Here is a 24,496-nt window from a genome sequence, read left to right as displayed (position 1 = left end):
TACTAATTTGTTTATAAATGTTACAAATTACAAAATTTACGTTTAAGAAGCCTAGAAACCATATTTGGGCATCTAAGCTGCTTTGATTTATTTACCGTATATGCTCATTAAAAAATCTTTTAAAGAAATCGGACTTCTGCCTAGTAATTGTTCGACATCACTTTTGTTGGTTTCGAACTCTCCTTTGGCTATCGCGCCAGCGAACCTTGACAGATACGCTGCATCATCTTCAGGAACCCCCTGCTGCCTAAGCTGGGCGATATATGACGGTATATCAGTTTGGTTATAAGCTATCCTTGTCTCTGTGATTTCTGATATTAGATCAGCAATTTCAGCGAAGGAAAAAGCGGTCTCTGCAGCGAGCACATATTCTTTGTTCTCATGCCCAGAGGTAGTCAGTACCACAGCTATAGCTTCAGCCATTTCTGGTATCGGCAAAAAAGGTGTCTTTCCCTTTCCGGCAGGGATGGAAATACCTTCATCCAATATATTATTTCCGGAAATAATGGGGATCAGGTCAGCATAAAGTGTATTATCCATCAAAGTATAGGGTACGGCTGCCTGTTTTAGATAATCACTGGTGTCTGCATGGTACTGAACATCTCCAGCCATTATACTTTGACGCAGATCTTTCATATCAAAACTGGTATAGATAATATGACTAACCCCAGTTTCCTTTGCAGCATTAATTACGTTTTTATGCTGTTCAAACCTTTGAGCTATTTCCGATGAAGATGATATCAACAGTAATTTGTCCACATCCCGGAAGGCACTTTTCAAAGAGTCAAAATCCTGATAGTCACCAATCCTTACTTGGATGCCTTTTGACTTAAAATCTGCCGATTTGGATTCGTCCCTTACCAATGCGGCAATATTGTCTTTGGATATGCCTTTATTTAATAAAGAATTAATGGTGGCCTTGCCTAAATTACCAGTTGCACCTGTTACTAAAATCATAGTTTTTGTTTTAAGATAAATAAGAATCAATTACTTTTGTCCAGGCAAAGAAACTGAAATCGATACGATAAACCACCCTACCTCGTCGTTAACAGAATAAAAAGTGGTAACCTTAACGTAACAAATGGAAAACAACTTAAATCATGCTTACTGTCCTGCTATAGAGACGATAGCACTGCTCGGAGGACGTTGGAAAGTCATTATTTTGCATGTGCTTTCCAAAGGTGCCAGGCGTTTTGGGGAAATTAATGTTCGGATACCCGCTATATCAAGAAAAGTATTAACTGAACAATTGAGAGAACTTGAAACCGATGGCTTGATCAGCAGGAAAGAATACAAAGAACTTCCACCGAGGGTAGAGTACGCACTCACAGCATATGGAGAAAGCCTTTGTCCATTGTTAGCCTATATATCGGCATGGAACAATGAAAAAGTTTAAGATGATAGCTGGGTCTTCTATAGCAATCTTAGATTAAATGCACAACAGCGGTTTCAGTGATCAGATTTTTTACTATTGAGATTGTCTAGGAGGAAGAAAACCTTTCCCTTGTAGGTTCGAGACTGCTTCAGGTGCATTGAAAAACTTTCAGGTGATCTTTTTGAGATAAATTTATGGCATCCCTATCGGCCGGGCTTTCCGCTGTATCTCCCAGATTGGGCGGATGCCACTGCAATCCATGATGCAAAAAAAGTATTTTATCGGCTAATGTGTGCTTGATATCTGAGCTAACCAACCTTTTTTATGCAGCCAATAATGAATGATGGGAATTACCAATAATACATCACGCTAAACAGAATTATATAATAAATTATCTCTTATGGATTTCCAAATCAAAGTTGGCAGGAATCGTTAGAAAAACTGATTAAATTGGTAGAGCCAGAAATACCTGAAGGTTAATTCGTTTATGATTGGCAGCTTAGAAAATGGGGCGCCAATGCGGTGAGGAACAAAAGCCTATCCCGGCTTTCGGGGAAGCAACCTTTCCTGGTGCGATAAAATTGCTTCATCCGATAAAAAATCGGCCTCGCAATGACGATCCATCTATACTGATCAGCTCACCTCCTTTTTTAAGAGGCATAGATATGCCTATATTACATCAGGTTAACCTTCGATAAATCGGCACCTAAACCTTTGAGTGAAGCATAGGTTAGCTTATCCATCGTTGCCCCTTCGAAGCAGATCGTTTTAATGGCTTTGTAATATTTGTTCGTCAGGGCGAATGTAGAGCGGAAAGAGACATTTTTAAGGGTTGCACCTTTAAATGTAGTTTCGTTAAGTGCTGCGTTGTGAAACAGCACCCCTATAAAAGTCTGCCCATCCAAACGCAGTCCACGCAGATCGGAATAGTCAAAGTCTACCCCCTCAAACAAACAGTTTTCAAAAACCGTTTTCCTTAAATCGGTCTTGCTCAGTTTTACCTCAATGAGTTTGGTATTACTGATTTTCGCCCCAGCCAGTTCTAAAGCATAGAATTTTGTACGCACCAAAATGGCCTGATCAAAATTAGTGGCTGTTAGATCAGTAGCCGACAAGCTGCAATCGGTGAGGTTTGCAGCTTGAAAATTGGCCTCACGTGCATCACTACCCAGAAACGAACTCCCAGTCAGGTCAGCACCAGTGAAATCTGAGCCGCGTAAATTACTCCCGTTAAATTTCAGCTTATGTGCAATAACACCAGCAAAATCGGTCATGGCCAGATCGTTCCCGCTAAAATTGGTCAATAGCTGAGGCTGATGTAAATCTGTTAAACTGCTTACCACTGGTATTGTCTCTTCAACCGCACTGATGGCATTTGCAGAAGAGTGGTTTTCTGAAAAATAATTGAGGTCTACATCAAGAATCTTGGTGAGTTGGTTTAAGGTAATAATATCTGGCATTGATTCTCCCCGCTCCCATTTTCCAACGGCCTGTGGGCTTACAAATACATGTCCGGCAAGTCCGGCCTGAGACATGTTTATTTTTTTTCGTGCTCCGGCAATTTTGTTGCCGATCATTTTTGCATCCATATGTACTGTCTTTTTTTAATCTTTCGACATTGCAAATGTAGCCGGCCTGTTAGCCAGATTCAGCAAATCAACCGATCATTATAGTTGTAATTATGCTACTTTTCGTTGCTTTTTAGCAACTGTAAGTTGTATTTAGGCTACAAGTGAGTTTCTAAAAGCCTTAAGGCTTAATCCCCTTTGTGATTTGAAGAATTTATTCAAATGGCTTTCGTCCGTAAACCCCAACTCATATGCAATTTCATTGATCCGCATGTTACTGAAACGCAAGCGTGCCTCAACCAGTTTAATCCTTAAATTGGCAATATATTGCTGAAGTGTTTCGTTGGTATGTTTCTTGAAATATTTACCAAAATAATTCTCAGAAATACCAAACTGGGTACTCAGTTTTTCGGCCCTTAATTTCTCTGGATTATAAATATTAGCCTGAATATAGTTTAGTAAGGCCAAGGTTTTCTCTTCGGCATCTTCTTTAATGGCAGCAGGCAGGTATTTGGCAATATTCCGGGCTACCACAACAATCATCGTATCTACCATTTTCGCAATTAACTCTTTGTTATACAGATCGCGGTTTACATATTCAGCCATCATTGCATCAATAAGCGACCGAATAAAAGGTTTATCTGAGAAGTTTTTTAAGATACAGCCTGGTTGATGACTGGCATTCTGCAGAATATATTCCATCCGCTGTACATCATCGGTACGAAAATCCTTCGATCGGATATATACATTTCCAAAACGGAGAAAGAAAAATTCGGTAGTGGTTTCTATATCAAACGAATGGCAATCTTCTGGCGTAATGAGAAACATATGGCCGGCAGAGTAATCAAATTTATTGTTATTGATACATTGTTTTCCCGTACCTGATAAAATGTATACCAGTTCGAAAAATAAATGTTTATGTCCTTCTTTCGGACATTCATCAAGCTTTTTATAAACGATTTCAAAAGGTTCGTATAGGGTTTCTTTGTTCATTTTGTATTAAACCATAGCGCAAATTTACCAATTAAAAGCTAATTTTTACTGAATTATAACGCAATATCAGTTTATATTTGCCTTACAGAAATCATAAAAATTGATATTAATATAAAGACACCATGAAAGCTATAGGATTTAAAACCTCACTACCCATTTCGGCAGAAGAAAGTTTTATCGAATTTGAAACAGCTGTTCCACATCCCAGCGGACGCGATATACTGGTTAAGATAAATGCAATCAGTGTAAATCCGGTAGATTATAAGATACGCCAGAACAGTGCTAAAGATACTGTACTGGAAACGCCGAAGGTGATTGGCTGGGATGCTACCGGAACGGTAGAAGCTGTTGGAGAAGCGGTTACTTTTTTTAAGCCTGGCGATGCGGTTTATTATGCAGGCGACCTTACACGAAGTGGCAGTAATGCAGAATATCAATTGATAGATGAACGGATTGTGGGTTTAAAGCCAAGTACACTCAGCAATGCCGAGGCTGCTGCCATGCCCCTAACTGCGCTTACCGCATGGGAATCGTTATACGATCGTATCCGCATCAGCGAACAAAAAGATAAAGGAAAAAGTATACTCATTATTGGAGGCGCCGGTGGTGTAGGTTCAATTGCCATACAGTTCGCAAAAAAAATAAGCGGACTAAAGGTAATCACCACAGCTTCCCGTACAGAAACGAAAGAATGGTGCCTGGCTATGGGAGCCGATTTGGTGGTAGACCATAAAAACCTGGTTGAAGAAATACATGCAGCAGGTTACCAAGAAGTAGACTTTGTACTAGATTTTGTTGATTTAAATAGCTATTGGGATGCCATAGTAGAATTGATCAAACCTCAGGGACACATTGTTTCCATTACCGGTTCAGCCACTCCTATTGCGCTGAATAAGTTAAAAAACAAAAGTGTTACTTTTTCATGGGAATTGATGTACACCCGTTCGATGTATCAAACCGGCGATATGGAAGAGCAACACCATATTTTAAACAAACTTGCCGAACTTTTTGACAATGGCACGCTTAAAACCACTTTAAACACCACAATGAAAGGATTTACAGTACAAAATCTAAAAGAAGCTCATTGCTTATTGGAAAGCGGAAAAACAATTGGTAAGGTTGTAATCGAATATTAGGAATTAAAGATATAGGCGGTACCATAACTATCGGATTGTAATTCTGATAAATCAGTTTTTAGAAAACAATGGATTGACGATATAGGATACGGGTATCGTCATTCCCAACTTGATTGGGAGCCACGTAGTGCTCATGAATGCCTTTGAAGAGAAGAAAGCTTATGAATAATCATAATGCCTTGGCAGGGCCTTGTCGGTTGCATTAAGATTCCCGCCTGCGCGGGAAAGACGACCGATTTTCAGAATCTGTTTATGGTAGCTTGTAGAAAGACAATTTAAATACTTAATTAATCGTTCCACACGATAGGATTTTCATCGGAAGGCTCATCGTGACTGATTCGGACAGATTTTAAATTATGTTACTGTCTTTATTGCTTACGATAGCATGGAAACAAGAAAAGGCTACTCCTTTCGGAGCAACCTTCCCGTATTTTTGATCGATAAAATAAATTGGGCGGGTTATTTTTTCCCACTCATATCCATAAAGATGGATTTGATCCCTTCCAAAAGCTCTTTGCTCTCGCTTGCCAGCACCAATGGAAACCATTCGTCTGTGTGCAATTCTATCACATGCTCATGGATCAGGTAATGCCTGCCAGATCTAACCCTTCGCCTATTGCCGGGAATGACTGTTCCTGATAACATTTTGATTATAATTTTCGTAATCATCCTGATGTATTTCGGAGAATCCTCATATTTGCAATCAATAAAAAGGATCCACAATCCGTTCATCGTATTGTATTGTATACTTGCTTTCATTTATGAAGCTTATTAAAGATGATTACTAAGGAATACCCGTTTTATAAACTGAAGCCCCAGGCGATTCTGAAGCCTACAAAGTTGTTCGTATGGTCGCAGTGATAGAATTTGCCATTGCTTTCATAGCGTAATCCGGCATCGATATAATTATTGTTGTGCAGATAAAATATCATTCCTGCCTGTGGCGCATATATAAATGCTGCTTTTTTGCCCTCAACACAATTTGTTTTATTTAAAAGGAAGGAAAAACCTATTTCCGACTGCAGATAAAGATTACTTCTGTAGAAATATTTTAAGCCTGCTTTAACTGGTACAAGCTGTAAATCATCTACCAGACGGGAATAATTGCCCGATACAAAAATGTTATTGAATCCGGTATTTACCGAGGCATATAAAATGCTTTCGGTAATGGGAAATTCTGCCTGAACGGAAACGCCAAGCGGTGCCTCGTACTTTTTGGCCAAATAGCCAGTAGCCAAACCTGTTTCAATACCAACAGAATACCGGATACCTGTACCACCATAAACCTGCGATTGTGCTTTGGCGCCTTGAAAAGCAAACAATGATAACAGTAGAGTTAGTGCGTTAATTTTTTTCATGATTTCGAAATTTTAGTGAATAGAAATCCATCACCATAAAGCGTGCTTATGGTGAATTATTTAGAGAGATACTATAAAAAAAGGGAGAGTTCACCGGGAATGGTAAACCCTAAGAAGATATGGGTTTAAAATACCAACGATGGCTTAAGAAATAGATCGATTGTTATTTCTTGGCATAGTATGATGTGCAACCGTTTCTGAAACACCCTTATCTATGTTGTTATTGCTTAATATTTCGTTGTATTTTTCAAGTAACTTGATGTATTTATTCATCCAGAAGTATACAGAATTCGCATCACCTTTGGTTTGATCCCCTGTATGTGTATCAAAAGCTTCATGGATATAGTTACTGTTTTTAGCAAAAGTTTCGGGTAGCTCAACAGAAAAATCATGACCGATTACGGTACCCACTTTCCAAATAATTTCAGGGTTTAGACTTTTCTGATCAAACCAATTATAAATAGTTCTTCTACTTACATTTAATTTCCGGGATAATTCACTTATCCCCATTCTATCTCTGCGTACAACACGCTCAAGAACTTGGCCTACATTTAAACTCATAGCAGTTAATTTAATTTAAAATAAAACATTTAAATTCTATCAACAATCTGGGACGACTATTACTATTTAGTGCAATTTAATAATTATTTCATGAACAAAAGTAAAATAATTACATTAGGGTATTTTTACGGTAATCAATTGGCTACCAACAGGTCTAATTCTTCAAATCTTGAATTATTACTGATGTAATCGGGTATAATTTCTTTCATTTTCTTCACCATATTCAAATCGTTGCCATCGTTATTCAGCACGATCAGATCTTTAATAATCTGATTAACGTACAAATAATTGTAAGCTACTTTCTGTGATATTTTAATTTTCGGATGATGGGTAGGTATAATTTCTTCATCAATAAGCAAAAGCTCTTCATAGAGCTTCTCTCCCGGCCTTAAGCCTGTAAACACGATATCGACATCCACATAAGGTGTTAAGCCCGCTAATTTGATCATATTTACAGCCAAATCGACAATCTTAACTGGCTTACCCATATCGAAAAGGTATATCTCTCCTCCTTTACCCATTGCTCCAGCTTCCATTACCAATTGAACGGCTTCCGGAATTGTCATAAAGTAGCGGGTAATTTCCGGATCGGTTACCGTTATAGGGCCTCTTTTTTCTATCTGGCTTTTAAACCTTGGAATAACAGAGCCATTTGAGCCCAAAACATTTCCGAAACGGGTAGTTACAAAGCGGGTGCGCGAAGCTTGTGTGGTAATTTCGCCAGTTGAAATAATCTCAGGACTGTTTAGTGACTGAATATAAATTTCGGCCAAACGTTTAGATGCCCCCATTACATTAGTAGGCTTAACGGCTTTATCGGTAGAAATCATTACAAACTTCTCTACGCCAAATTCCATTGATATATCGGCCATGTTTTTAGTGCCCAGTACATTGGTTAAAATGGCCTCGGCCGGATTATTTTCCATCATGGGAACATGTTTATAAGCCGCAGCATGGAAAACAATTTCAGGTTTGTAGAGTTCGAACAATGTTCTGATCCGGTTTAAATTCTGCACATTGGCCATAAATATCTTCACGTTCGCCTCCTGGAAGTTATCTTCCAGTTCGAGTTTTAAATCGTGAAGCGGTGTTTCTGCCTGGTCGCAGAGAATTACAGATTTAGGATTGTACTGTAAGGCCTGCCGAACAATCTCCGATCCGATAGAACCCGCAGCGCCTGTAACTAAAATACATTTACCGCTTAAATCTTTCAGAATATTCTTTTTATTGAGCTTAATCGGTTCACGTTCCAGCAGATCTTCAATTTTCAGGTCGCGTAATTGGTGCGAATCCAACTTGCCATACAACCATTTATCTGATGGTGGCACCATAATTACTTTCATACCCTCGTTAACACAGATATCGATAATTTTCTTTTTGTTTAAAGTATTTAATGCATCTTCTGCAAAAAGTATCTTTTTTATATTGTGTTTTTCTTTTAATAATGCTACTGAACAAGAGTGGTATACCTTTTTCTGCTCGAGATATTTATCAACCCGATCTCTGTTATCATCAACAAAGCCAATGATGTTCAGGTTAGAATCTCCGTTCTGTTCTATTGCTTTTTTGATGAGGATCGCTTTTTTTTCCGATCCATAAATCAGAATATTCTCTTTGGTTTCTGATTTGAGTTCTTTGAAAAATAAAAACACTCCTTTTACCAAAATACGCATGAGAATAAGCAGCGATGAGGAGATAAAAAAGTTCAATATCAATGCCTTATCCATTTGATGCCAAAGCAATTGAAAACGTTGCGAAAGTATTTTATTTACACAAACAAAGAGTAAACTGGTTACAAAAACCGCAAGAAAAACCCTCAAAATATCTTCGGTATTGGAATAACGGATAATACCGGTGTGTATTCTTAGTGAAATGAAAACACCTGCAGCGATGGAACAATAAAGTGCCACATAAACAGCGTTGCCTGAGTTAAAAACGTCGGTGTAGCTTAATGTATTGGTTAATACAATGGATATAAATAATGTCCATACAACGATCATCTGATCAATCAATAAAATTAACCACCTTGAGTGTGCTCTGTCTGGAAAGAAGAAATTTTTCATAATTGAGAATCATTAAATATTTGTTTAAAATTTATTGAGGTATCATTCTATAGAGGGGGAAAAAGTCTACATCTGTATGTATCTGGTTACCCGATTTTTCTACTAGTTGATTATAAACAGCTTTATTGGCAATAAAACGCCAACTGCAATAATCTAAAACCATATTTGAAAAACCCAGTTTCCATTCAAAGAGCGAATCTTCTTTATAACCAAGTCCGCCACCTAAATGGTAGTATTTCATCTTCCACTTACGGCCTAACTCACTAATTTCATCGACCAAAAATTTAGCAGGAGAATTTTTAAGATAATTAACATTTGTGGCAATTAAGTGGCCCTCTATAATGCCTTTGGTACACATAATTATACTGCCACAAACTAAATCATCGTTTGCATAAACCAGGATTAACTTACAGTCGAATTCTTTAGCCTGAACAAGTTTGGTAAAGTATTCTTCAGTAAAAAGATAAAAATCAGCAGCATTAATACGGTTCATATTAGATTGATAGAGTTTTGTGAAAGCAGCGATATCTTCCTGAGTAGTAGCCTCTACAGCAACATAACCAAACCTTCTACATTTTTTAATGCTATCTCTTGTTGTTTGCCTATACTGTTTGCGTTGCTCTTCTGTACTTTGTTGTAAGTTAATGGCAACTGTTTTTCCATTTTCATATATGCTATCCGTTTTTTGTAACAGTATATTTTGATCAAAAAAAGGGTGAAGCCTGGAGAAAACAGAAACGTAGCTGCCTTTACATAAGAATGCTGAAAAAGCATTTAAAAAATTTCCTTTCAAAACATCGCTCATATCGGTAAATTTCAGGTTAGAAACAGGGCCTGAATATCCGTAAACGCAATGCAGATCGTAATATGGTGTATCCTGTATTGCACGTTCCAATAAAGGCATAGCGATAAAACTATTGGCTTCGCAATACACAAATAAAATGGGTCTTCCGTTGGTTGCCATAGCATGGTAGTGCCAGGTATGATAAAAATCATAATCGGCAGCCAAGCTAATATACTTTACCCAATCGTCTTTTTGTGCTAAAGTTAATTGCAAAGTAGTGCCCGTAGCATTATTTTCAATCAGCATATCCATTTTATTAAAAGAAATAATAATTAATTACGAAGCAACTACAGGACTACGGTAGAGTGGAAAAAAATCAACAGTCGAAAAAGGATCAAGGGATCTTTCGTTTAAAAGTGTATTGTATAATTCATTATTGGCAATATACCGCCAACTATTAAATTCGAAACATAAATTAGAGAAACCCATCTTCCAACCAAAAAGGTTGTCTTCTTTAAAATTAACACCGCCTCCCAGGTTAAAATATTTATAACCCAATTGCCTGCCAATTACGGTAATTTCGTCAGTTAATAATTTAGCTGGCGATTCGAACAGGTAAGCGGTTCTGGTAGCCAAAAGGTGCACCTGCATAATTTCTTTGGTACAAACTACAATGGCGCCTGATATGGCTATCCCATCTTTATACACCAAAAAAAGCTTGCTATCAAATTCATCAGAAGAAAGTAGTGCAACGAAATAGGCATTATTAAAAAGGTAATGATCTTTTGCACCTATTCGAATCATATTTTCGGTATATATTTCAGAAAATATACCCGCATCATTAATATCGGTAGAAATTCTGACTTCATAATCGCGCTTTCGCAATCGTCTGATTTTTTCTTTTACGCTTTTTCGATAACCCGCCCGTTGACTTTCAATGGTTGTGGTTAAATCGATCGCCACTGTTTTTCCATTGGCATATACGCCAGAAAACTTCTCCATTAACCTTTCCTGATTAAAAAACGGGTGCAATCTGGAAAAAACGGTTACATTTTGACCAGTTTCGAGATACGCTATGAATGTATTTTTAAAGCGTTCCATAAAATCATCGTTCAAAGTATTGAAGTCCATGTTTGAAATAGGCCCTGTATATCCATAAACCGATGTAAAATCAAAAAAATCGGAACCAGGGATGTTTCTCTTCAAAAGTGGGAAGGCAATGTAATTTTCGCCTTCCTCATACACAAACAGTATAGGTAAACCACTTTTATCTAAAGAGTGATAATACCAGGTGTGATAAAAATCGTAATGCAAAGCACGCTTTACATATGCAGACCATTCTTGTTTATCATCAATTGTAATAATCTTTCTCATTTTTGAGCTATTAAATTAGGGTAGATTTAAAGTAAATAGTTCAGTTTTAAGCAAGTAAAACAGAAGAATTAATTACCATTTTTATGAAATCTTCCTGCTGTGAAACAGGTTGAAAGCCTACTTTTTTATAAATAGAATAAGCAGCCAGGTTATCTGAATGTACTTCTAAGAAAATGTATTTAAGGTTAAGGTTATAAAAGGCATATTTTAACAACATTAAAGAGGCGTTATAACCTATGCCCTTCCCCCAGTATTTCTTTTCGCCGATAAATAGGTGAAATTCTGCACTATCGTTTTCGATATCGAGCAACTGAATATTGCCAATGTATTCATTTGTATTTTTTACACAGATGGCAAAACGTTTTTCGTTGGTCAGATTTAGTTTATTTAATAGCCATTGTTTTTCAACTTCGGCACTAATTGGATCTTTTAACACAAATTTGGTGTACGACCACACTTCAGGATCGTTTCTCCACTTGTACGACACGTCAGCATCTTTTAACGCTAATGGCCTTAAGTAAATCTGAGTGTTCATATGAGCGGTTTTAAAGCTTTAACAATGACTTTCATATCCGCTATGCTGTAGCGGTGATCAATTGGTAACGAAATAAGATGTTTAGCCAAAAAGTATTCATAACTATCAACATGTGCCCATTCATAAACATTTGGCCAATAGGTGGCTACAAATATTTTTTGATTGATGAGCTGCTGTTTAATAGAGGGATTTTCTCCCAGAAGTGGGTAAACCATCGGCACATCCTCTTCAGAAAAATTTAGCCTCAAAATATTTTCCTTTCCCAGGTGCTCATCCAGATAAGCAAAGTTCTTTCTTCTGATATCGGCACACTTATCGTAATCGATGCTGGAAAGAATGGTTTTTGTTAATACCGACATCTTTTTGATTTCGTTATTGCACAGCTGCTTGTTGTTTTCTATATAATCGGCATACCCTTCTTCAATATTGATATCGATACTTTTAATCAGGTGAGCAAACCGGTCTGTTGATTGATCTTGTTTTAAATTTAAACCCAATGTTTTAGAGATATTAAGATAGGCACCATCGGGTACACCGAAAAACTTGCGGCATGAGTAGAAGGTATCGCAATTGTTTACCGGCTTAGAAAAAAATGCCTGGGCATTGTCTATAATCAGGTTCTTGATTTTTTTAGCTAGCATTTTAACGGTTTCCGTTTTAAGTCCGAAGTAATTGGTGTAAAGGAAGCAACAATGTTCGCCTATTTCAAAATCTATTACCGGATCTAAATCTTCGTCTATATGATAAAAGTGATACTGTACATTTAGCTTTTGTAGCGGTTCTAGCAAAACCTCGCAGGTATAGTATGGAAGATATATGGTGGAGTATTTTCTTGTCCTTAACACATACTCCAGTGCATTTCTGCCTGTATTAAGTGCAATTAAATCAGGATAATAAAGCTCCCCTTTTGATAATTCCAACGGGATGTAGCCACCAATTGTTTTGGGTGAGTGCGTTTCTGTTTCCATTGTTTTATCCTCTACCCTTGGTCTGCTTTGTACATTCTGCTCTCTACTGGTCTGTAATATTCCTGTAAACTGGCGGGTACCCTTGCATTGTAACCAATAATCTGCCTTAAATCGCTATCTATTTTTTCGCCAAATTCATATCCCAAAAATCTGGGATAATCGAATTGCTGTTTAATGTAAGGTTTGGTAAAACCCAAGGTTAAAGCTCTACGCTGTTTGCGAGTGAAATTGATCCCCCCTGCATGCCAGATATTAGAATCGAATAATATAATGCTTCCTTTCTTGGCAATAGCTTGTTTAGCGAAAGCTTTAAAGTGTTTTTCTTCAGGTTTAATATCTAATTTATGAGAACCCGACAAAAAGTGCGTAGCGCCATTAAATATGGTAAAATCATCGAGCACAATAATCATCTGGATCATAAACTTAGATTCAGACGAAAATGTACGTACATCACGGTGGATATTTTGGATATAGGATTTGCTCTTTTTGGTGTTAATTACTCCATTTATCCCATTAAGAATGTAGTTTCCGCCCAAAAAATCACGGATTTCTCTGTGGCAGAACAATTTACTCAAAAGCTCAATAGCGAAATTATCTTTCTCAAGCAAATGATGTAGTGTTCCCTCCATATTTTCTTCAATTCCATTTAAAACCTGTATTTCTCTCCTTAAGAGATAAGAAGTTTCGAAACCTGTTGTTATTTCTGAAATTAATTTCTGATTGATTGCCTTTTCATATACAACCCATCCATACTCATCAATAGCTTCCCTAAAGTCGGCTAAAGTGGCTCGTTTGTAAATAAATGTATTGTTCACAATTTTAGGTTTAGTTTATTTATTTGGTTAGTTATTAATGTGTAAAAGGTTGGTTAAGCCTGTAAATGCATAATCTTAAAGAGTTGTGCATTAACGATATTCACATCAAATTTTGTTTTTGCAAATTCATGTCCTTTGTTCCCAAAAGCAATAATATCATTACTGTTATTAATAAAATATTCCATTTTATTGGCTAGCGCACTGGCGTCTTTAATCGGGATAAGAAATCCATTGGCCTGCTTAAGGTCGTTATTAACGGTTTCACGGCACCCTACAGAGTCGCAGGTAATTACTGCCCTACCTATTGCCATTCCTTCGAGCACACAGCGTGGAACGCCTTCCCCATAATAAGAAGGGTGCACCATTACCGAAGAACGCTCAATATCTGGGCGCACATCATCAACCTGTCCGATGTATTGAATCGTATCTCCACTCGCAATTTTTTGGTACAGCTCGGGTGCAATGGCGTCAATATTCGGATCGTATGGTCCAATCAATTTAAAAACGGCTTGCGGAAACCGTTGCTTAACTAATTTAGCGGCATCGTAATATTCTTTAATGCCTTTTGCATTAATGAGCCGAGATACCATTAAAAAGGTTATGGGCGAGGTGCTTGGTTTAGAATAGTGATAATGACTTAAATCTACCCCCGATCCGTTAACTACATAAACCTGGTGTTTTTTATTTAGGATCTTGAGATCGATTAAGCGTTGAGAATCGTCTTTGTTCTGAAAAATAATATTTAAACGTGGATTGGGTTTCAGACTTAGTTTTAGTAATAACCTTGTTATTTTAACAATTAGTTTATTACCGGAAGAATTATCGGTAAAGTTATAACCCAAGCCAGTAAGCATGGGGGCAATTAGTTTAACCTTGCATATTTTAGCTAAAAAAGAGCCGTAAATGACAGGTTTAAAGGTGTAAGGAAAAAAAATATCAGGCTTTATTTGCCTGATGAGTTTATATAGCGAAAAGATAAACCTTAAATCGGATAGGATAGAAACATTACTACCATCTAATTTACTCTCGTAGGTAATTACATTCAGTGCTTTCAGTTTACTCCGAACAGATTCTTGTTCAATTTTTGGTGTAAACACAAAAACCTGGTTATGTTGCTGCATTTTTTCGATCAGCTTCCCTCTAAAATCGAGCAGGGATCTGGAAGAGTCGCAAACGATAAAAATCTTCTTACTAGTTATATTCATCATGTCAAAATTTTAATTTAAACTGCAAAGCCACCTATCCAGGTGGCTTATTGCAGAAAAAATATGAAGGTTTTGCTTTACCTACTTGGCACCAGCATTCGCCGTTACGATTGCAGGCACACTCGCCGCATCGTTAAGGAATGATTTGTACTCATACTCTGGAACCCAGGTAGAAACTGCCGTCGTTATATTGTTTGCACCACATTTATCGTAAATATTGGTGGTAATACCGCTAAAATATCCTTCCGGATCACTTGCCACTTTTGTAGTTAATGGTTTAGCACAATTTGAGAAATACTCATTATCTGTTCTTACTATACCACCTGCTCTTGTACCAATTGAGTAACCTGAGTTGTTAAGGTGATAGTTGTTAAACATGTGTACACTGCCATAGTTCATTGATGGCTCCCTTTCGGTAACATTATACCACATGTTGTGGTGCATAGTTACGTGCAATTTACCTCTATCTGCTTCGTGGCCTTCGATACCGCCACTAATTAGTACTGATAGGTTGGTATCATGGAATTTACTCCAGGAAACCGTTACATAATCAGATTCCCTAGTAATGGTAATGTCTTTACCCCAATATTCCCAGCCATGAGTACGATCTGTAGAGAAATCGCAATGATCTACCCAAACATGGTGAGCAGCCTCTTTAATTTGTACTGCTGCCTGTTCTACGTAATTTTTAAAAGTGATGTTCTGAATTATAATGTTACTTACTGTATAAATAAACAGATTCACACCCTCAATAACAGCTCCAGATCTACCAATAATAGATTTGTTTGATTTTACATAAACAATATCCTTACCAGCGCCTTTAATGGTGCCACTTACATAAATAGTACGTGTAATGTTATCACCAACAGCTGCTTTTAATTGATCAAGTGTGGTTACCGTAGTTTCCACACCACCCTGGCCACCTGTTGTTTTACCATTTACCAAAGCATAACCTACTAACGCTGCATTTATAGTTGTATTTGCAGGCGGAGTTACCGTTTCTGTTGGAGGTAAAAGAGCACTTGTAGCACCCATTACATAAGTATAAGAACGGCCGTTAGTTCTTGGATCGGTATTGTCAGAGGCTGAAAATATTACTGTAGTACCCCAATGGCTAAACCTTCCTTTACCTAAATTCCTAATGTCATCGTGTATACTATGGGCAGGACCAAGTTCTACTCCGTTTTCAAATAACCTTAAAATTGATTGTTCTTTTGAAGTAGCATTGTCGCCTCCTGAAATGGATTGTGAAATTTTATATGCATAACCTCCTTCAGACTTTACTCCTATAAGGCTTAATTTACCTGTACTACCACTAATAGCGGCTAATACTGATGATGAATCGCTTGAAAACAATTCTGTACTGTCGGCCAATTTATCATCGGCATTCACACTTTTTTTACAATTACTAAAGAAGATAATTGTCGTTAACATTAAACCAATTAAACTCACTTTTTTAAACAATTTTGTCTTTCTCTGCATTTTTTATTTTTTTAAATTTACAACTTAACGCTATATGCGATAAATGAGTACATTTAATAAAATGCAGTTAAAACGCTGATAATTAAATAATAGGCTTAATATTCGGCATTACTTATACTGTAAACCAATTGCTTACAGATAGTAAAATGACAGTTTAATAATTCAGTTTTATAAAATTTATTATACATCTAGTTTACACAGTCATGACAAACTAAATTACAACAACGCTTGTTTTAGGTTCCAACTGTAAATTTGGGTGATAAAAAGTTGTAAACCAGTTCACAAAATTCTTTACACCTTTGTGCACAGAAACAGATGGTTCATAATTTAATAATTTTCTTAAATCATCAATATCTGCTGATGTTTCTGCCACATCGCCATCTTGCATGGGCATAAATATTTTTTGTGCGGTTAATCCGGTCTCTTTTTCAATTTCTTCAACAAAATCCAATAAGTTAACCGGTGCCCCCCGCCCAATATTAAATACGGCAAAAGGCGCTGCTGATGTAGCTGGATCAGGGTTTTGGTTGTTCCAGTTTGGATTTGCCTGTGCCGGTTGATCAAAAACCCTCACAATGCCTTCAATAATATCATCCACATAAGTAAAATCTCTTTTCATTTCCCCGTTATTGAAAACTTCGATGGGCTTTCCTTCCAAAATTGCTTTTGTAAACAAGAACAAAGCCATATCCGGGCGGCCCCAAGGACCGTAAACTGTAAAGAAACGTAAACCAGTGGTTGGTAGATTAAATAAGTGGCTATAAGCATGTGCCATTAATTCGTTGCTTTTTTTAGAAGCTGCGTATAATGAAACCGGGTGATCAACATTATCATGAGCAGAAAATGGCATTTTTTTATTTAATCCATAAACACTTGAAGAGCTGGCGTACAATAAATGGCCAATTTTAAAATGACGGCTACACTCCAGGATATTTAAAAAACCTTTAATATTGGCTTCTATGTAAGCATCCGGATTGGTTAAACTATACCGTACACCTGCCTGGGCGGCCAAATTACAAACCGCATCGAACTGATAGGTTTTAAAACAATTTTCTAAACTTTCTTTATCGCAGATATCCAACTTTATGAAAGTATAATTTTCGTATCTATCACTCACCTGAGGAATACCATAAACCAAATCGGTATGGTTAATACCAGTTTGAGCCAAGCGGGCATGTTTAAGGTTTACATCATAATAATCGTTGATGTTATCAATGCCCACAACAACGTCCCCTCTTTCCAATAAGCGTTTTGCCAAATGGAAGCCAATAAATCCGGCTGTACCGGTAATTAGAATTTTCATAAAATTTAAGTTTGAGAAACAGTTAAGAATGGCCTCACAGAAGGCTTAATTATTAGTTTTTAGGATACAGCAAAGCATCCCATCAGAAAATGCGGTAATGGTTAGTTTAATATTTTGGATTTAGTTATGTTGCTGCAATGCGTTTAAAATAGATTGAGCAAATATTTCTGGTCTACGGCCGTACAAATACTGCAACGCCGTTTCAGCATCCGGATTTTGGTTATGTTTCAATTTTTCGGCCATCGCTTTGGCGAGGGCTTCCACATTGTTTACTTCAACTTTGGCAATAGCAGGAATTTCGCTGATGCCTCCTGCACAAAGTGTAGATACGACTGCGCTGTTTACCGACATCATTTCTAACAGTACATTCGGAAAACCTTCTTTTATGGAAGCTACCACACAAAGTTTTGCCTGTTTAAAATAAGGAGCCGGATTATCGATCTGTCCTTTTAAAAAAACCGAATCGCTTAAGTTATTCTCCTGAATAATATTGATTAATGATGCTCTTTCTTTTCCCTCTCCCAGTACGAGTAATTTAAGTTTAGGGTGCTCCTGTTGAATCAGTTTAAAAGCTTTGATCAAAATCGGAAATCCTTTTTCGGGGATCAACCTTCCTGCAGAGCAGATAAAATCAAGTTTAGCATCGCCATTAATTAAAGGCTGATCAGATTTAGCAATGATTTTATTAAAATCGATGGGATTGGGTTGAACCAATATTTTGTGCTTCGATAAAAAGCTATTATGATCAAGCAGTTGCATTTTCATTAATGTAGTTTGGCAAACTACTAAATCTACAGCCGGATAACCCATGCGGTAAATGATTTGATAAATGCGTTTTTTAATTCCGGTGAAACGGGTAAAAACAGAAGTGCATTCGCGTACAATTAATTTGGACCTGAGATAACCTATACGTTTTAAAAAGCCTAAAAAAGCATTTAAATATGGATGTGTGCTCATTAACACATCATCCTTTTTATATTTTCGGAGTATTGGTATCAGTTTTACAAAACCCCAAAAAATTGTTTTTTTAGATAAGTATCTTTTGGAAACACCTTCAGAAATTTTAAGCCCTGTAAAAGCATGTTGCTTTAAAAAGTACATTTCGCCGTTAACAGCGGTAGCCATCATCAACAACACATTTTCAGCACCATTGGGGGCATCGGTTAACGAAATAAAAATCATTCTTTTTTCTGGTGTTGTCATTTCGAATGGCGATTTATTTCCTTTTAAGGTTTCGAACAATTTTTTTGAACGGCATCATCAAACTCATTACTTTCCGCTTGCCGTCTATTACAATAATGTTGTTGGCGAAACTGATGTTATGGAGCCCTTTGTTATAAGGTTTATCTGGTAATATTTCGAATTTATTGATGGTTGAAAACGCTTCTTCGCTCAGTATTTCAATTTCGTTAATGATAATTGAACCGCCGTAACGGTTAATTGGGTTTTGCGTTGGGCGGTACAGCGATTTGCCAACTTTAAACAAACTCCCTGCAGCCCTGCAAAATTCTTTTTCTACTGGAATTGGGTTCTGATAATGCCCTGTGTACTGACCGTTTAAAGTTTTAGAATGATAAATGTACAGGTGATGATGATCTCCGGATACACTGGTAAAAAGCCAATATTTATTTTCATGATAAATAATCGAGCTATCTACAAAAGCTTTTCCACTAACCAGCACTTTTATTTTGGTTAACTGGCTAGGATTCTCCTGATCAACCTGATAGAGTGCTATTTCTTTCGCTTCTGACGTTTCGGGAATGCAGTATAAACAACCATTTTCTTCTATCAGATAGGGATAAGATAAATGGATCGCATCTGGTTTGATGCCCTGCACTTTCTTCTTGTTTTTGAAGTCGAATCCATCAATCATCATAATCTCGCCCTTCCCTTTCCAAAAATCCAGTTCTTCGTAATAAATCCTTGGTGCATTATTTACACTCACCACAAAAGGATCAGCGGCATAATCGATGCTATCTTCTTGCAGCCAGTTTATCCCCGCATTCAGCTTTTTTGTGCTGATCAGCTCTTCAGGTGTTTGATAAATAAAACCAATGTTCCATTTATCAGCTGCGAATATTTTATTAAAGAGGTTAACAGTTGCATTCATCTTATTATGCTACTAAAGAAACTTTATCTGCGGTTGATTTATTTTTAATTAACCATTGAGAGAGTACCAGCAATTTCCAGATCTGCGGATATCTGTTCCACTTCCCGGTCATATGCTCATTGATAATTTCTTGGGTTCTTTTCAAATGAATGCCTGGAATGTTCTTCAAATTATCGACTGATAAATTATCCATCACATAATCTTTTAATTCATTTCTGAACCAATGCTGGAACGGCATGGTAAAGCCAGCCTTTGGCCTATCGAACATATGTGCAGGAACACGATCGAACAATAAATCTTTTAATATCCGTTTCTGGTTTCCATTGGTGTATTTAAATGCTGTGGGTAGGCTTCTAGAAAACTCTATCACTCTGTAATCCATTAAAGGAGATCGCGATTCAAGCGAAAAGGCCATTGAAGCACGATCTACTTTGGTGTTGATATCTCCGTTTAAATAGGTTTTAATATCAAAATCAGAAATCCGTTCTAACAAAGGTTTAGATGGATTGGTTAAAATATGCATCAATGGGTTATACTTGGCCAGATCGGGTTGTTTTACCCACGAATTTTCCATATTGCCAAACATTTTTACATACAGTTTTTCTATATCTTCCATAGAAATGCCCATGGCAATTAATTTATGGCGGTAGCTCGGCAATTGGCTAATTAAGCCTGCCAATGCTTTTCTAATGCTGTGTGGCGCATAAAACAGGCTGTTAACCTGTTTTATCCATTTATAGCGATGGTAGCCTAAAAAAGCTTCATCGCCAGCATCACCACTTAAGGCAACGGTTACATGCTTCCTGGTATTTTTACTGAGCAACATGGTAGGTATAGCACTCGAATCGGCAAAAGGCTCGTCATAAAAACGGTTAAAGTTTTCAATTAAGTCAATGCCATCATTATAATTACACTCAATGGTATAATGGTCGGTGCCAAGGTGTTTAGCAACCTGATTGGCATAAGCACTTTCATCGAAACCTTTTTCATTAAATTTTATAGAAAATGTTTTAACATGGTCGATTTCTTTTGTGGCCATAGCTGCAATTAGTGATGAATCTATACCGCCAGATAAAAACACACCCAATGGTACATCAGCATTCATCCTGATTTTAACCGCATCGGCCAAAATATGCGCTAAAGCTTCTTTAGCTTCTTCATAACTTCCCTCAAATTTGTTCTTCCAGCCATAATCCAAAGTCCAGTATTCTGTAATTTTAAGCTTATGCGATTTAAGATCGTATTTAAAATAGTTGGCTGCAGGCAACTGTTTCACCTCTGCATAAATAGACTGAGGCTCTGGCACATAACCCCAAATTAAATATTGATTAATGGCTTCTTCGTTAACACTTAGATTCCTGTCTATATTGATTTGTGAGGGTTGACTTGCAAATTCGAACGACCGGTGATCGTGTGCATAATAAAAAGGTTTTTTGCCAAAACGGTCTCTGGCACCAAACAGTTCGTTTTTATGGGTATCATAAATCACAAAAGCAAACATCCCGTTAAAGCGGTTTAAGCAATCGGCTCCATATTCTAAATAAGCTGCGCATATTACTTCGGTATCGGAACTGGTGTTAAACTGATAGTTTTTCTGTTCCAGATCTCTTCTAATGTCTTTGTAGTTGTATATTTCTCCGTTAAAAACAATATGGAGATGCATATACGAAAAGGGTTGATTGGAGCGGGCATCAAGATCGATGATGGCCAATCTATTGTGTGCAAAAATAACCTGATCGTAACGTTGGACCCCTGTATAATCCGGACCCCGAAAACTGATTCTTGCCATTTTCTCACGGATAGTTCCGTTTGAGTAAGGTATGGTTGTGCCGTATATTCCACACATAGTGATAATATTTTAGATTGTTAACTAATTAATTCTTCATATTGAGCGCTGATTTTATCAAGCGCACATTTCTGATATACATTTCTCCTAATCTCAGCTGGGTTCCATTGGCCCTGAGTGCAGGCCTGGATAATTCGCCGCCTAAAGCCTGCCAGATCATCCTGTTCTAAAACAAAACCGTTAAAGCCATCGATAATTAATCCTGGAATGCCGCTTACTCTGAAGGTTACTACTGGTAGGCCTACGGTAAGCGCTTCTAAAACCACATTCGGGAAACCTTCTGTATAAGAACTCAGCACCATTAAATCGTGCTGAACCATTACCTCGTGGATATTTTTAATCTCTCCTAAAATTTTAAGTCTGTGATCGAGCTGCAGGTCCTTAATTTTGGTGTCAATCTGATCTTTTAATATGCCTGTTCCCACGAAATCGAGATGATAATTTTCGGGCAAATGCGCCATAATATCAACCAGCCGTTCTAAGCCTTTTTCCAGTGCAAAACGGGCCACAACTAATAATTTATAAATTTTATCAGGTGTTTTTGCTTCCTTTAACTTATTAGTTTTCAATACTGGATTGGCAATTACCCTGATCAGCTCCTGATTGACATTGTAAGTTTCAATCAATGATTGCTTCATTTCTTCTGATTGGCAAACGATCTGTTTGTAACCCCGATAACTTGCGCTGGCAAAAAGCTCGTAAAACCTCGACTTAAATCCTTCAAATAATCTTTGTTCGTGCGGAATATTAGAAGCCCTGGCAATAAGCATCGGAATTTTTAAAAACCGACCAACGAGTGAGACTAAAATATTGATGTGATCGGTAGTGGAAAAAACCGCATAAGGTTCTTCTTTCTTTAGCAAGTTATAAAGCGCAAAAAAAGATTTAGATGCTTTTTTGGTTTTTAAATCGATAAAACGGACACCTTCCAGATCCATCGAAAAACAATTCACGGTCGAATCTAAAATCACAATGGTCACGTCAAACTTATCTTTGTTAAATCCCTGGGCCAAATTCCAGAACACCCGTTCTGAGCCGCCCGAAGTTAATGAACTGAGTACAAAGAATACTTTCTTTTTAAGCTTAACTTCTTCTTTAATAGTTTTTTGTGGAGCGTACATATCATTTTAGTTGATGACAATCCTATTAATCGTTAACCAAATAATTTTAAAATCGGTTAGGATATCATTGTGTTTGATATACCTCATGTTCTGTTTAATTTTTGCGGGGATAATCCTTTCGATGTAATAAGTCTCAGGATCTTCGGCATGTTTTAGCAGCTCATTTTCATTGCAGAACTCAACCGATGCCCAATCAGTAATACCCGGTTTAACGGATAAAACGTAACGTTGTTCTTCATTGTAAAGATTCACGTATTTTCTAACTTCTGGTCTTGGTCCAACAAAACTCATCTGCCCTTTTAAAACATTCAATAGCTGGGGCAATTCATCTAACTTGTATTTCCGCAACCAGTAGCCTATCCTTGTAATGCGGTTATCTCTGTTCCCGATAGTGAGTAAACTATTGTTGCCCTGTATCACATACATGGTTCGAAACTTTGCCAAATGAAAATCTTTCATATTCCGTCCAACCCTGATCTGTTTAAAAATAACAGGACCTTTTGAGTCGAGCTTGATTAGGATGGCAATCAAGATTAAAAGCGGACTGAACAACACTAAACACAGGATTGCAAAAACCACATCGAATATTCTTTTCTTATTTATTTTCATGATGCTACTGCCATTTGTTTATGTCCTGAAAAGCCACTTTCTTCAATTTCTGAATGGCTATTTAATTGAATATGCACACAGCTGATTACCGAAGTGATGATAAATTCTACTTCTGTATCTGTTAATTGCGGATAAATGGGTAGAGAGATCTCACAGGCATAATTCTGATAGGCCATTGGATAATCTTCAATTTTATAACCCAGGTTTTTAAAGAGCGTAAGCATTGGCATCGGGATAAAATGCACATTGCTCGCAATCCCCAAAGATGCCAGGTCATCAATGATCTGATCTCGCTGTATCTCGGTTAAACCTTTAACCCTCAAGGGGAAAAGATGGTAACAGGATTCTCGTTGCGTACTCACTAAAGGTGGCGCAATAAACCAATCTTCGTGCTGAAAGCCATCACAGTAATGCTGCGCAATTTTCTTACGCTGAGGTAAAAGATCTAGATTATATTTCCTGATCTGTGCTAAACCAATTGCAGCGCAGATATCAGGCATATTGATCTTTAGTCCCTGAAACAGGATATCGTACCGCCAGCCAGCACCTCTTGATTTAGAAAGCGCATCTTTGTTCTGACCATTAAGCGTGTACATTTTTAAGTAGTTGTATTCTTCCTGAGGATCAAATGCAGATGGGAGATTTAAACAGATCGCGCCTCCTTCGGCTGTGGTAATATTTTTAACGGCATGAAACGAAAATATTGTTACATCGCACATCTGTGCAGCTGGTTTATCGTAATATAAACTGCCTATTGAATGTGCAGCATCCGAAATCAGTAATATCCTTTTAAGCACGGATTGTTTATCCGACTGACATTTAAATTTTTTCTTAATATCAATATGGTTAATCAATTCTTTTAGAGTAGTATAATCACACGGCCAACCGGCAATATCTACTGCAATTATAGCTTTGGTTTTTGAGGTAATTGCCGCCTGAACCTTTTCTGGATCTACATTAAAATCATCAAGCACATCAACCATAACCGGAGTTGCACCGCAATGAAGCACAGCTAATGCTGTGGCACTATAGGTATATGCCGGTACAATTACTTCGTCGCCAGCTTTAACGCCAAACCACTTTAACATTAAAATGGCACCCGATGTCCAGGAGTTTACACAGATCACCTCATCAGTTCCAGTCATCGATTTAATTTCATATTCAAGGGCTTTTACTTTTGGCCCTGTGGTAATCCATTTATCGTTAAGGGTTTCCAATACCTGATCAACCACAGTTTGATCGATAAAGGGCGGAGAGAATGGGATATTCATATTCGTCAATTTAATTGTG

At 37.3% G+C, this 24,496-nt stretch carries 23 protein-coding genes; 2 read left to right on the top strand and 21 right to left on the bottom strand.

From position 1 onward, the window contains the following. Positions 1-87: 87 nt before the first annotated feature. A complete protein-coding gene (locus tag LQ227_RS14470) occupies positions 88-957 on the bottom strand; it encodes an SDR family oxidoreductase (RefSeq protein ID WP_230140684.1) in 870 nt (289 codons plus the stop codon). Positions 958-1,081: 124 nt separating this feature from the next. Here LQ227_RS14470 and LQ227_RS14465 point away from each other — a divergent pair, with 124 nt between their 5' ends. Beyond that, positions 1,082-1,396, top strand: a complete 315-nt coding sequence (locus LQ227_RS14465) for a helix-turn-helix domain-containing protein (protein WP_230140682.1) — start codon at positions 1,082-1,084, stop codon at positions 1,394-1,396. 653 nt (positions 1,397-2,049) lie between these two features. Here the strand turns inward: LQ227_RS14465 and LQ227_RS14460 are convergent. Then, positions 2,050-2,964, bottom strand: coding sequence for a pentapeptide repeat-containing protein (locus LQ227_RS14460; RefSeq protein ID WP_230149763.1), 915 nt, complete (start codon positions 2,962-2,964; stop codon positions 2,050-2,052). A gap of 132 nt (positions 2,965-3,096) precedes the next feature. Next, positions 3,097-3,936, bottom strand: coding sequence for an AraC family transcriptional regulator (locus LQ227_RS14455; RefSeq protein ID WP_230149761.1), 840 nt, complete (start codon positions 3,934-3,936; stop codon positions 3,097-3,099). A gap of 122 nt (positions 3,937-4,058) precedes the next feature. On the opposite strand from LQ227_RS14455, the gene LQ227_RS14450 reads away from it, so the two are divergent. Then, positions 4,059-5,072: a zinc-binding alcohol dehydrogenase family protein gene (locus tag LQ227_RS14450; RefSeq protein ID WP_230149758.1), complete on the top strand. Its 1,014-nt coding sequence runs from the start codon at positions 4,059-4,061 to the stop codon at positions 5,070-5,072. Between the two features lie 459 nt (positions 5,073-5,531). Here the strand turns inward: LQ227_RS14450 and LQ227_RS14445 are convergent, their stop codons facing one another. The 18 genes from LQ227_RS14445 to LQ227_RS14360 form a co-directional block, all read right to left on the bottom strand. Beyond that, on the bottom strand, positions 5,532-5,831 hold the full coding sequence (locus LQ227_RS14445) for a hypothetical protein (protein ID WP_029276618.1): 300 nt from the start codon (positions 5,829-5,831) through the stop codon (positions 5,532-5,534). Between the two features lie 41 nt (positions 5,832-5,872). Beyond that, on the bottom strand, positions 5,873-6,430 hold the full coding sequence (locus LQ227_RS14440) for a hypothetical protein (protein ID WP_230149756.1): 558 nt from the start codon (positions 6,428-6,430) through the stop codon (positions 5,873-5,875). A 144-nt stretch (positions 6,431-6,574) separates the two neighbouring features. Next, positions 6,575-6,991, bottom strand: a complete 417-nt coding sequence (locus tag LQ227_RS14435; RefSeq protein WP_230140664.1) for a helix-turn-helix domain-containing protein — start codon at positions 6,989-6,991, stop codon at positions 6,575-6,577. Between the two features lie 134 nt (positions 6,992-7,125). Then, positions 7,126-9,054, bottom strand: a complete 1,929-nt coding sequence (locus LQ227_RS14430) for a nucleoside-diphosphate sugar epimerase/dehydratase (protein ID WP_230140662.1) — start codon at positions 9,052-9,054, stop codon at positions 7,126-7,128. A 31-nt stretch (positions 9,055-9,085) separates the two neighbouring features. After that, positions 9,086-10,144: a GNAT family N-acetyltransferase gene (locus tag LQ227_RS14425; protein ID WP_230140660.1), complete on the bottom strand. Its 1,059-nt coding sequence runs from the start codon at positions 10,142-10,144 to the stop codon at positions 9,086-9,088. Between the two features lie 30 nt (positions 10,145-10,174). Next, a complete protein-coding gene (locus LQ227_RS14420; protein ID WP_230140658.1) occupies positions 10,175-11,212 on the bottom strand; it encodes a GNAT family N-acetyltransferase in 1,038 nt (345 codons plus the stop codon). 46 nt (positions 11,213-11,258) lie between these two features. Further along, positions 11,259-11,747: a GNAT family N-acetyltransferase gene (locus tag LQ227_RS14415; RefSeq protein ID WP_230140656.1), complete on the bottom strand. Its 489-nt coding sequence runs from the start codon at positions 11,745-11,747 to the stop codon at positions 11,259-11,261. Beyond that, a complete protein-coding gene (locus tag LQ227_RS14410) occupies positions 11,744-12,715 on the bottom strand; it encodes a hypothetical protein (protein WP_230140655.1) in 972 nt (323 codons plus the stop codon). The genes LQ227_RS14415 and LQ227_RS14410 overlap by 4 nt, the downstream gene beginning before the upstream one ends. 11 nt (positions 12,716-12,726) lie before the next feature. Further along, positions 12,727-13,530, bottom strand: coding sequence for a phytanoyl-CoA dioxygenase family protein (locus LQ227_RS14405; protein WP_230140653.1), 804 nt, complete (start codon positions 13,528-13,530; stop codon positions 12,727-12,729). A gap of 53 nt (positions 13,531-13,583) precedes the next feature. After that, on the bottom strand, positions 13,584-14,738 hold the full coding sequence (locus tag LQ227_RS14400) for a glycosyltransferase family 4 protein (RefSeq protein ID WP_230140648.1): 1,155 nt from the start codon (positions 14,736-14,738) through the stop codon (positions 13,584-13,586). A gap of 78 nt (positions 14,739-14,816) precedes the next feature. After that, complete coding sequence (locus tag LQ227_RS14395; protein WP_230149754.1) at positions 14,817-16,217, bottom strand: polysaccharide lyase family 1 protein; 1,401 nt, start codon at positions 16,215-16,217, stop codon at positions 14,817-14,819. Between the two features lie 211 nt (positions 16,218-16,428). Further along, entirely contained in the window at positions 16,429-17,520 is a 1,092-nt protein-coding gene (locus LQ227_RS14390) for an NAD-dependent epimerase (protein WP_230149752.1), read from the bottom strand. 120 nt (positions 17,521-17,640) lie between these two features. Next, complete coding sequence (locus LQ227_RS14385) at positions 17,641-18,723, bottom strand: glycosyltransferase (RefSeq protein WP_230149750.1); 1,083 nt, start codon at positions 18,721-18,723, stop codon at positions 17,641-17,643. Positions 18,724-18,736: 13 nt separating this feature from the next. Beyond that, complete coding sequence (locus LQ227_RS14380) at positions 18,737-19,630, bottom strand: hypothetical protein (protein WP_230140640.1); 894 nt, start codon at positions 19,628-19,630, stop codon at positions 18,737-18,739. Positions 19,631-19,634: 4 nt separating this feature from the next. Beyond that, entirely contained in the window at positions 19,635-21,476 is a 1,842-nt protein-coding gene (gene asnB / locus LQ227_RS14375) for an asparagine synthase (glutamine-hydrolyzing) (protein WP_230149747.1), read from the bottom strand. 20 nt (positions 21,477-21,496) lie between these two features. Beyond that, positions 21,497-22,597: a glycosyltransferase gene (locus LQ227_RS14370; protein ID WP_230149745.1), complete on the bottom strand. Its 1,101-nt coding sequence runs from the start codon at positions 22,595-22,597 to the stop codon at positions 21,497-21,499. Between the two features lie 6 nt (positions 22,598-22,603). Continuing rightward, positions 22,604-23,206 carry a sugar transferase gene (locus LQ227_RS14365; RefSeq protein WP_230140627.1) on the bottom strand — a complete coding sequence of 201 codons (603 nt, stop codon included), beginning with the start codon at positions 23,204-23,206 and terminating at the stop codon, positions 22,604-22,606. Beyond that, complete coding sequence (locus tag LQ227_RS14360) at positions 23,203-24,477, bottom strand: DegT/DnrJ/EryC1/StrS aminotransferase family protein (RefSeq protein ID WP_230149743.1); 1,275 nt, start codon at positions 24,475-24,477, stop codon at positions 23,203-23,205. Before LQ227_RS14360 ends, LQ227_RS14365 begins: the two co-directional genes overlap by 4 nt. Positions 24,478-24,496: the final 19 nt, after the last annotated feature.

Source organism: Pedobacter sp. Bi27 (assembly GCF_918698255.1).
Lineage (GTDB): Bacteria > Bacteroidota > Bacteroidia > Sphingobacteriales > Sphingobacteriaceae > Pedobacter.
This window is presented reverse-complemented; position numbering and strand designations above follow the sequence as displayed.

Coding starts and splice junctions, on each gene's coding strand:
- LQ227_RS14470 (WP_230140684.1), bottom strand. CDS start 957: ATGATTTTAGTAACAGGTGCAACTGGTAATTTAGGCAAGGCCACCATT.
- LQ227_RS14465 (WP_230140682.1), top strand. CDS start 1,082: ATGGAAAACAACTTAAATCATGCTTACTGTCCTGCTATAGAGACGATA.
- LQ227_RS14460 (WP_230149763.1), bottom strand. CDS start 2,964: ATGGATGCAAAAATGATCGGCAACAAAATTGCCGGAGCACGAAAAAAA.
- LQ227_RS14455 (WP_230149761.1), bottom strand. CDS start 3,936: ATGAACAAAGAAACCCTATACGAACCTTTTGAAATCGTTTATAAAAAG.
- LQ227_RS14450 (WP_230149758.1), top strand. CDS start 4,059: ATGAAAGCTATAGGATTTAAAACCTCACTACCCATTTCGGCAGAAGAA.
- LQ227_RS14445 (WP_029276618.1), bottom strand. CDS start 5,831: ATGAAAGCAAGTATACAATACAATACGATGAACGGATTGTGGATCCTT.
- LQ227_RS14440 (WP_230149756.1), bottom strand. CDS start 6,430: ATGAAAAAAATTAACGCACTAACTCTACTGTTATCATTGTTTGCTTTT.
- LQ227_RS14435 (WP_230140664.1), bottom strand. CDS start 6,991: ATGAGTTTAAATGTAGGCCAAGTTCTTGAGCGTGTTGTACGCAGAGAT.
- LQ227_RS14430 (WP_230140662.1), bottom strand. CDS start 9,054: ATGAAAAATTTCTTCTTTCCAGACAGAGCACACTCAAGGTGGTTAATT.
- LQ227_RS14425 (WP_230140660.1), bottom strand. CDS start 10,144: ATGCTGATTGAAAATAATGCTACGGGCACTACTTTGCAATTAACTTTA.
- LQ227_RS14420 (WP_230140658.1), bottom strand. CDS start 11,212: ATGAGAAAGATTATTACAATTGATGATAAACAAGAATGGTCTGCATAT.
- LQ227_RS14415 (WP_230140656.1), bottom strand. CDS start 11,747: ATGAACACTCAGATTTACTTAAGGCCATTAGCGTTAAAAGATGCTGAC.
- LQ227_RS14410 (WP_230140655.1), bottom strand. CDS start 12,715: ATGGAAACAGAAACGCACTCACCCAAAACAATTGGTGGCTACATCCCG.
- LQ227_RS14400 (WP_230140648.1), bottom strand. CDS start 14,738: ATGATGAATATAACTAGTAAGAAGATTTTTATCGTTTGCGACTCTTCC.
- LQ227_RS14395 (WP_230149754.1), bottom strand. CDS start 16,217: ATGCAGAGAAAGACAAAATTGTTTAAAAAAGTGAGTTTAATTGGTTTA.
- LQ227_RS14390 (WP_230149752.1), bottom strand. CDS start 17,520: ATGAAAATTCTAATTACCGGTACAGCCGGATTTATTGGCTTCCATTTG.
- LQ227_RS14385 (WP_230149750.1), bottom strand. CDS start 18,723: ATGACAACACCAGAAAAAAGAATGATTTTTATTTCGTTAACCGATGCC.
- LQ227_RS14380 (WP_230140640.1), bottom strand. CDS start 19,630: ATGAATGCAACTGTTAACCTCTTTAATAAAATATTCGCAGCTGATAAA.
- asnB (WP_230149747.1), bottom strand. CDS start 21,476: ATGTGTGGAATATACGGCACAACCATACCTTACTCAAACGGAACTATC.
- LQ227_RS14370 (WP_230149745.1), bottom strand. CDS start 22,597: ATGTACGCTCCACAAAAAACTATTAAAGAAGAAGTTAAGCTTAAAAAG.
- LQ227_RS14365 (WP_230140627.1), bottom strand. CDS start 23,206: ATGAAAATAAATAAGAAAAGAATATTCGATGTGGTTTTTGCAATCCTG.
- LQ227_RS14360 (WP_230149743.1), bottom strand. CDS start 24,477: ATGAATATCCCATTCTCTCCGCCCTTTATCGATCAAACTGTGGTTGAT.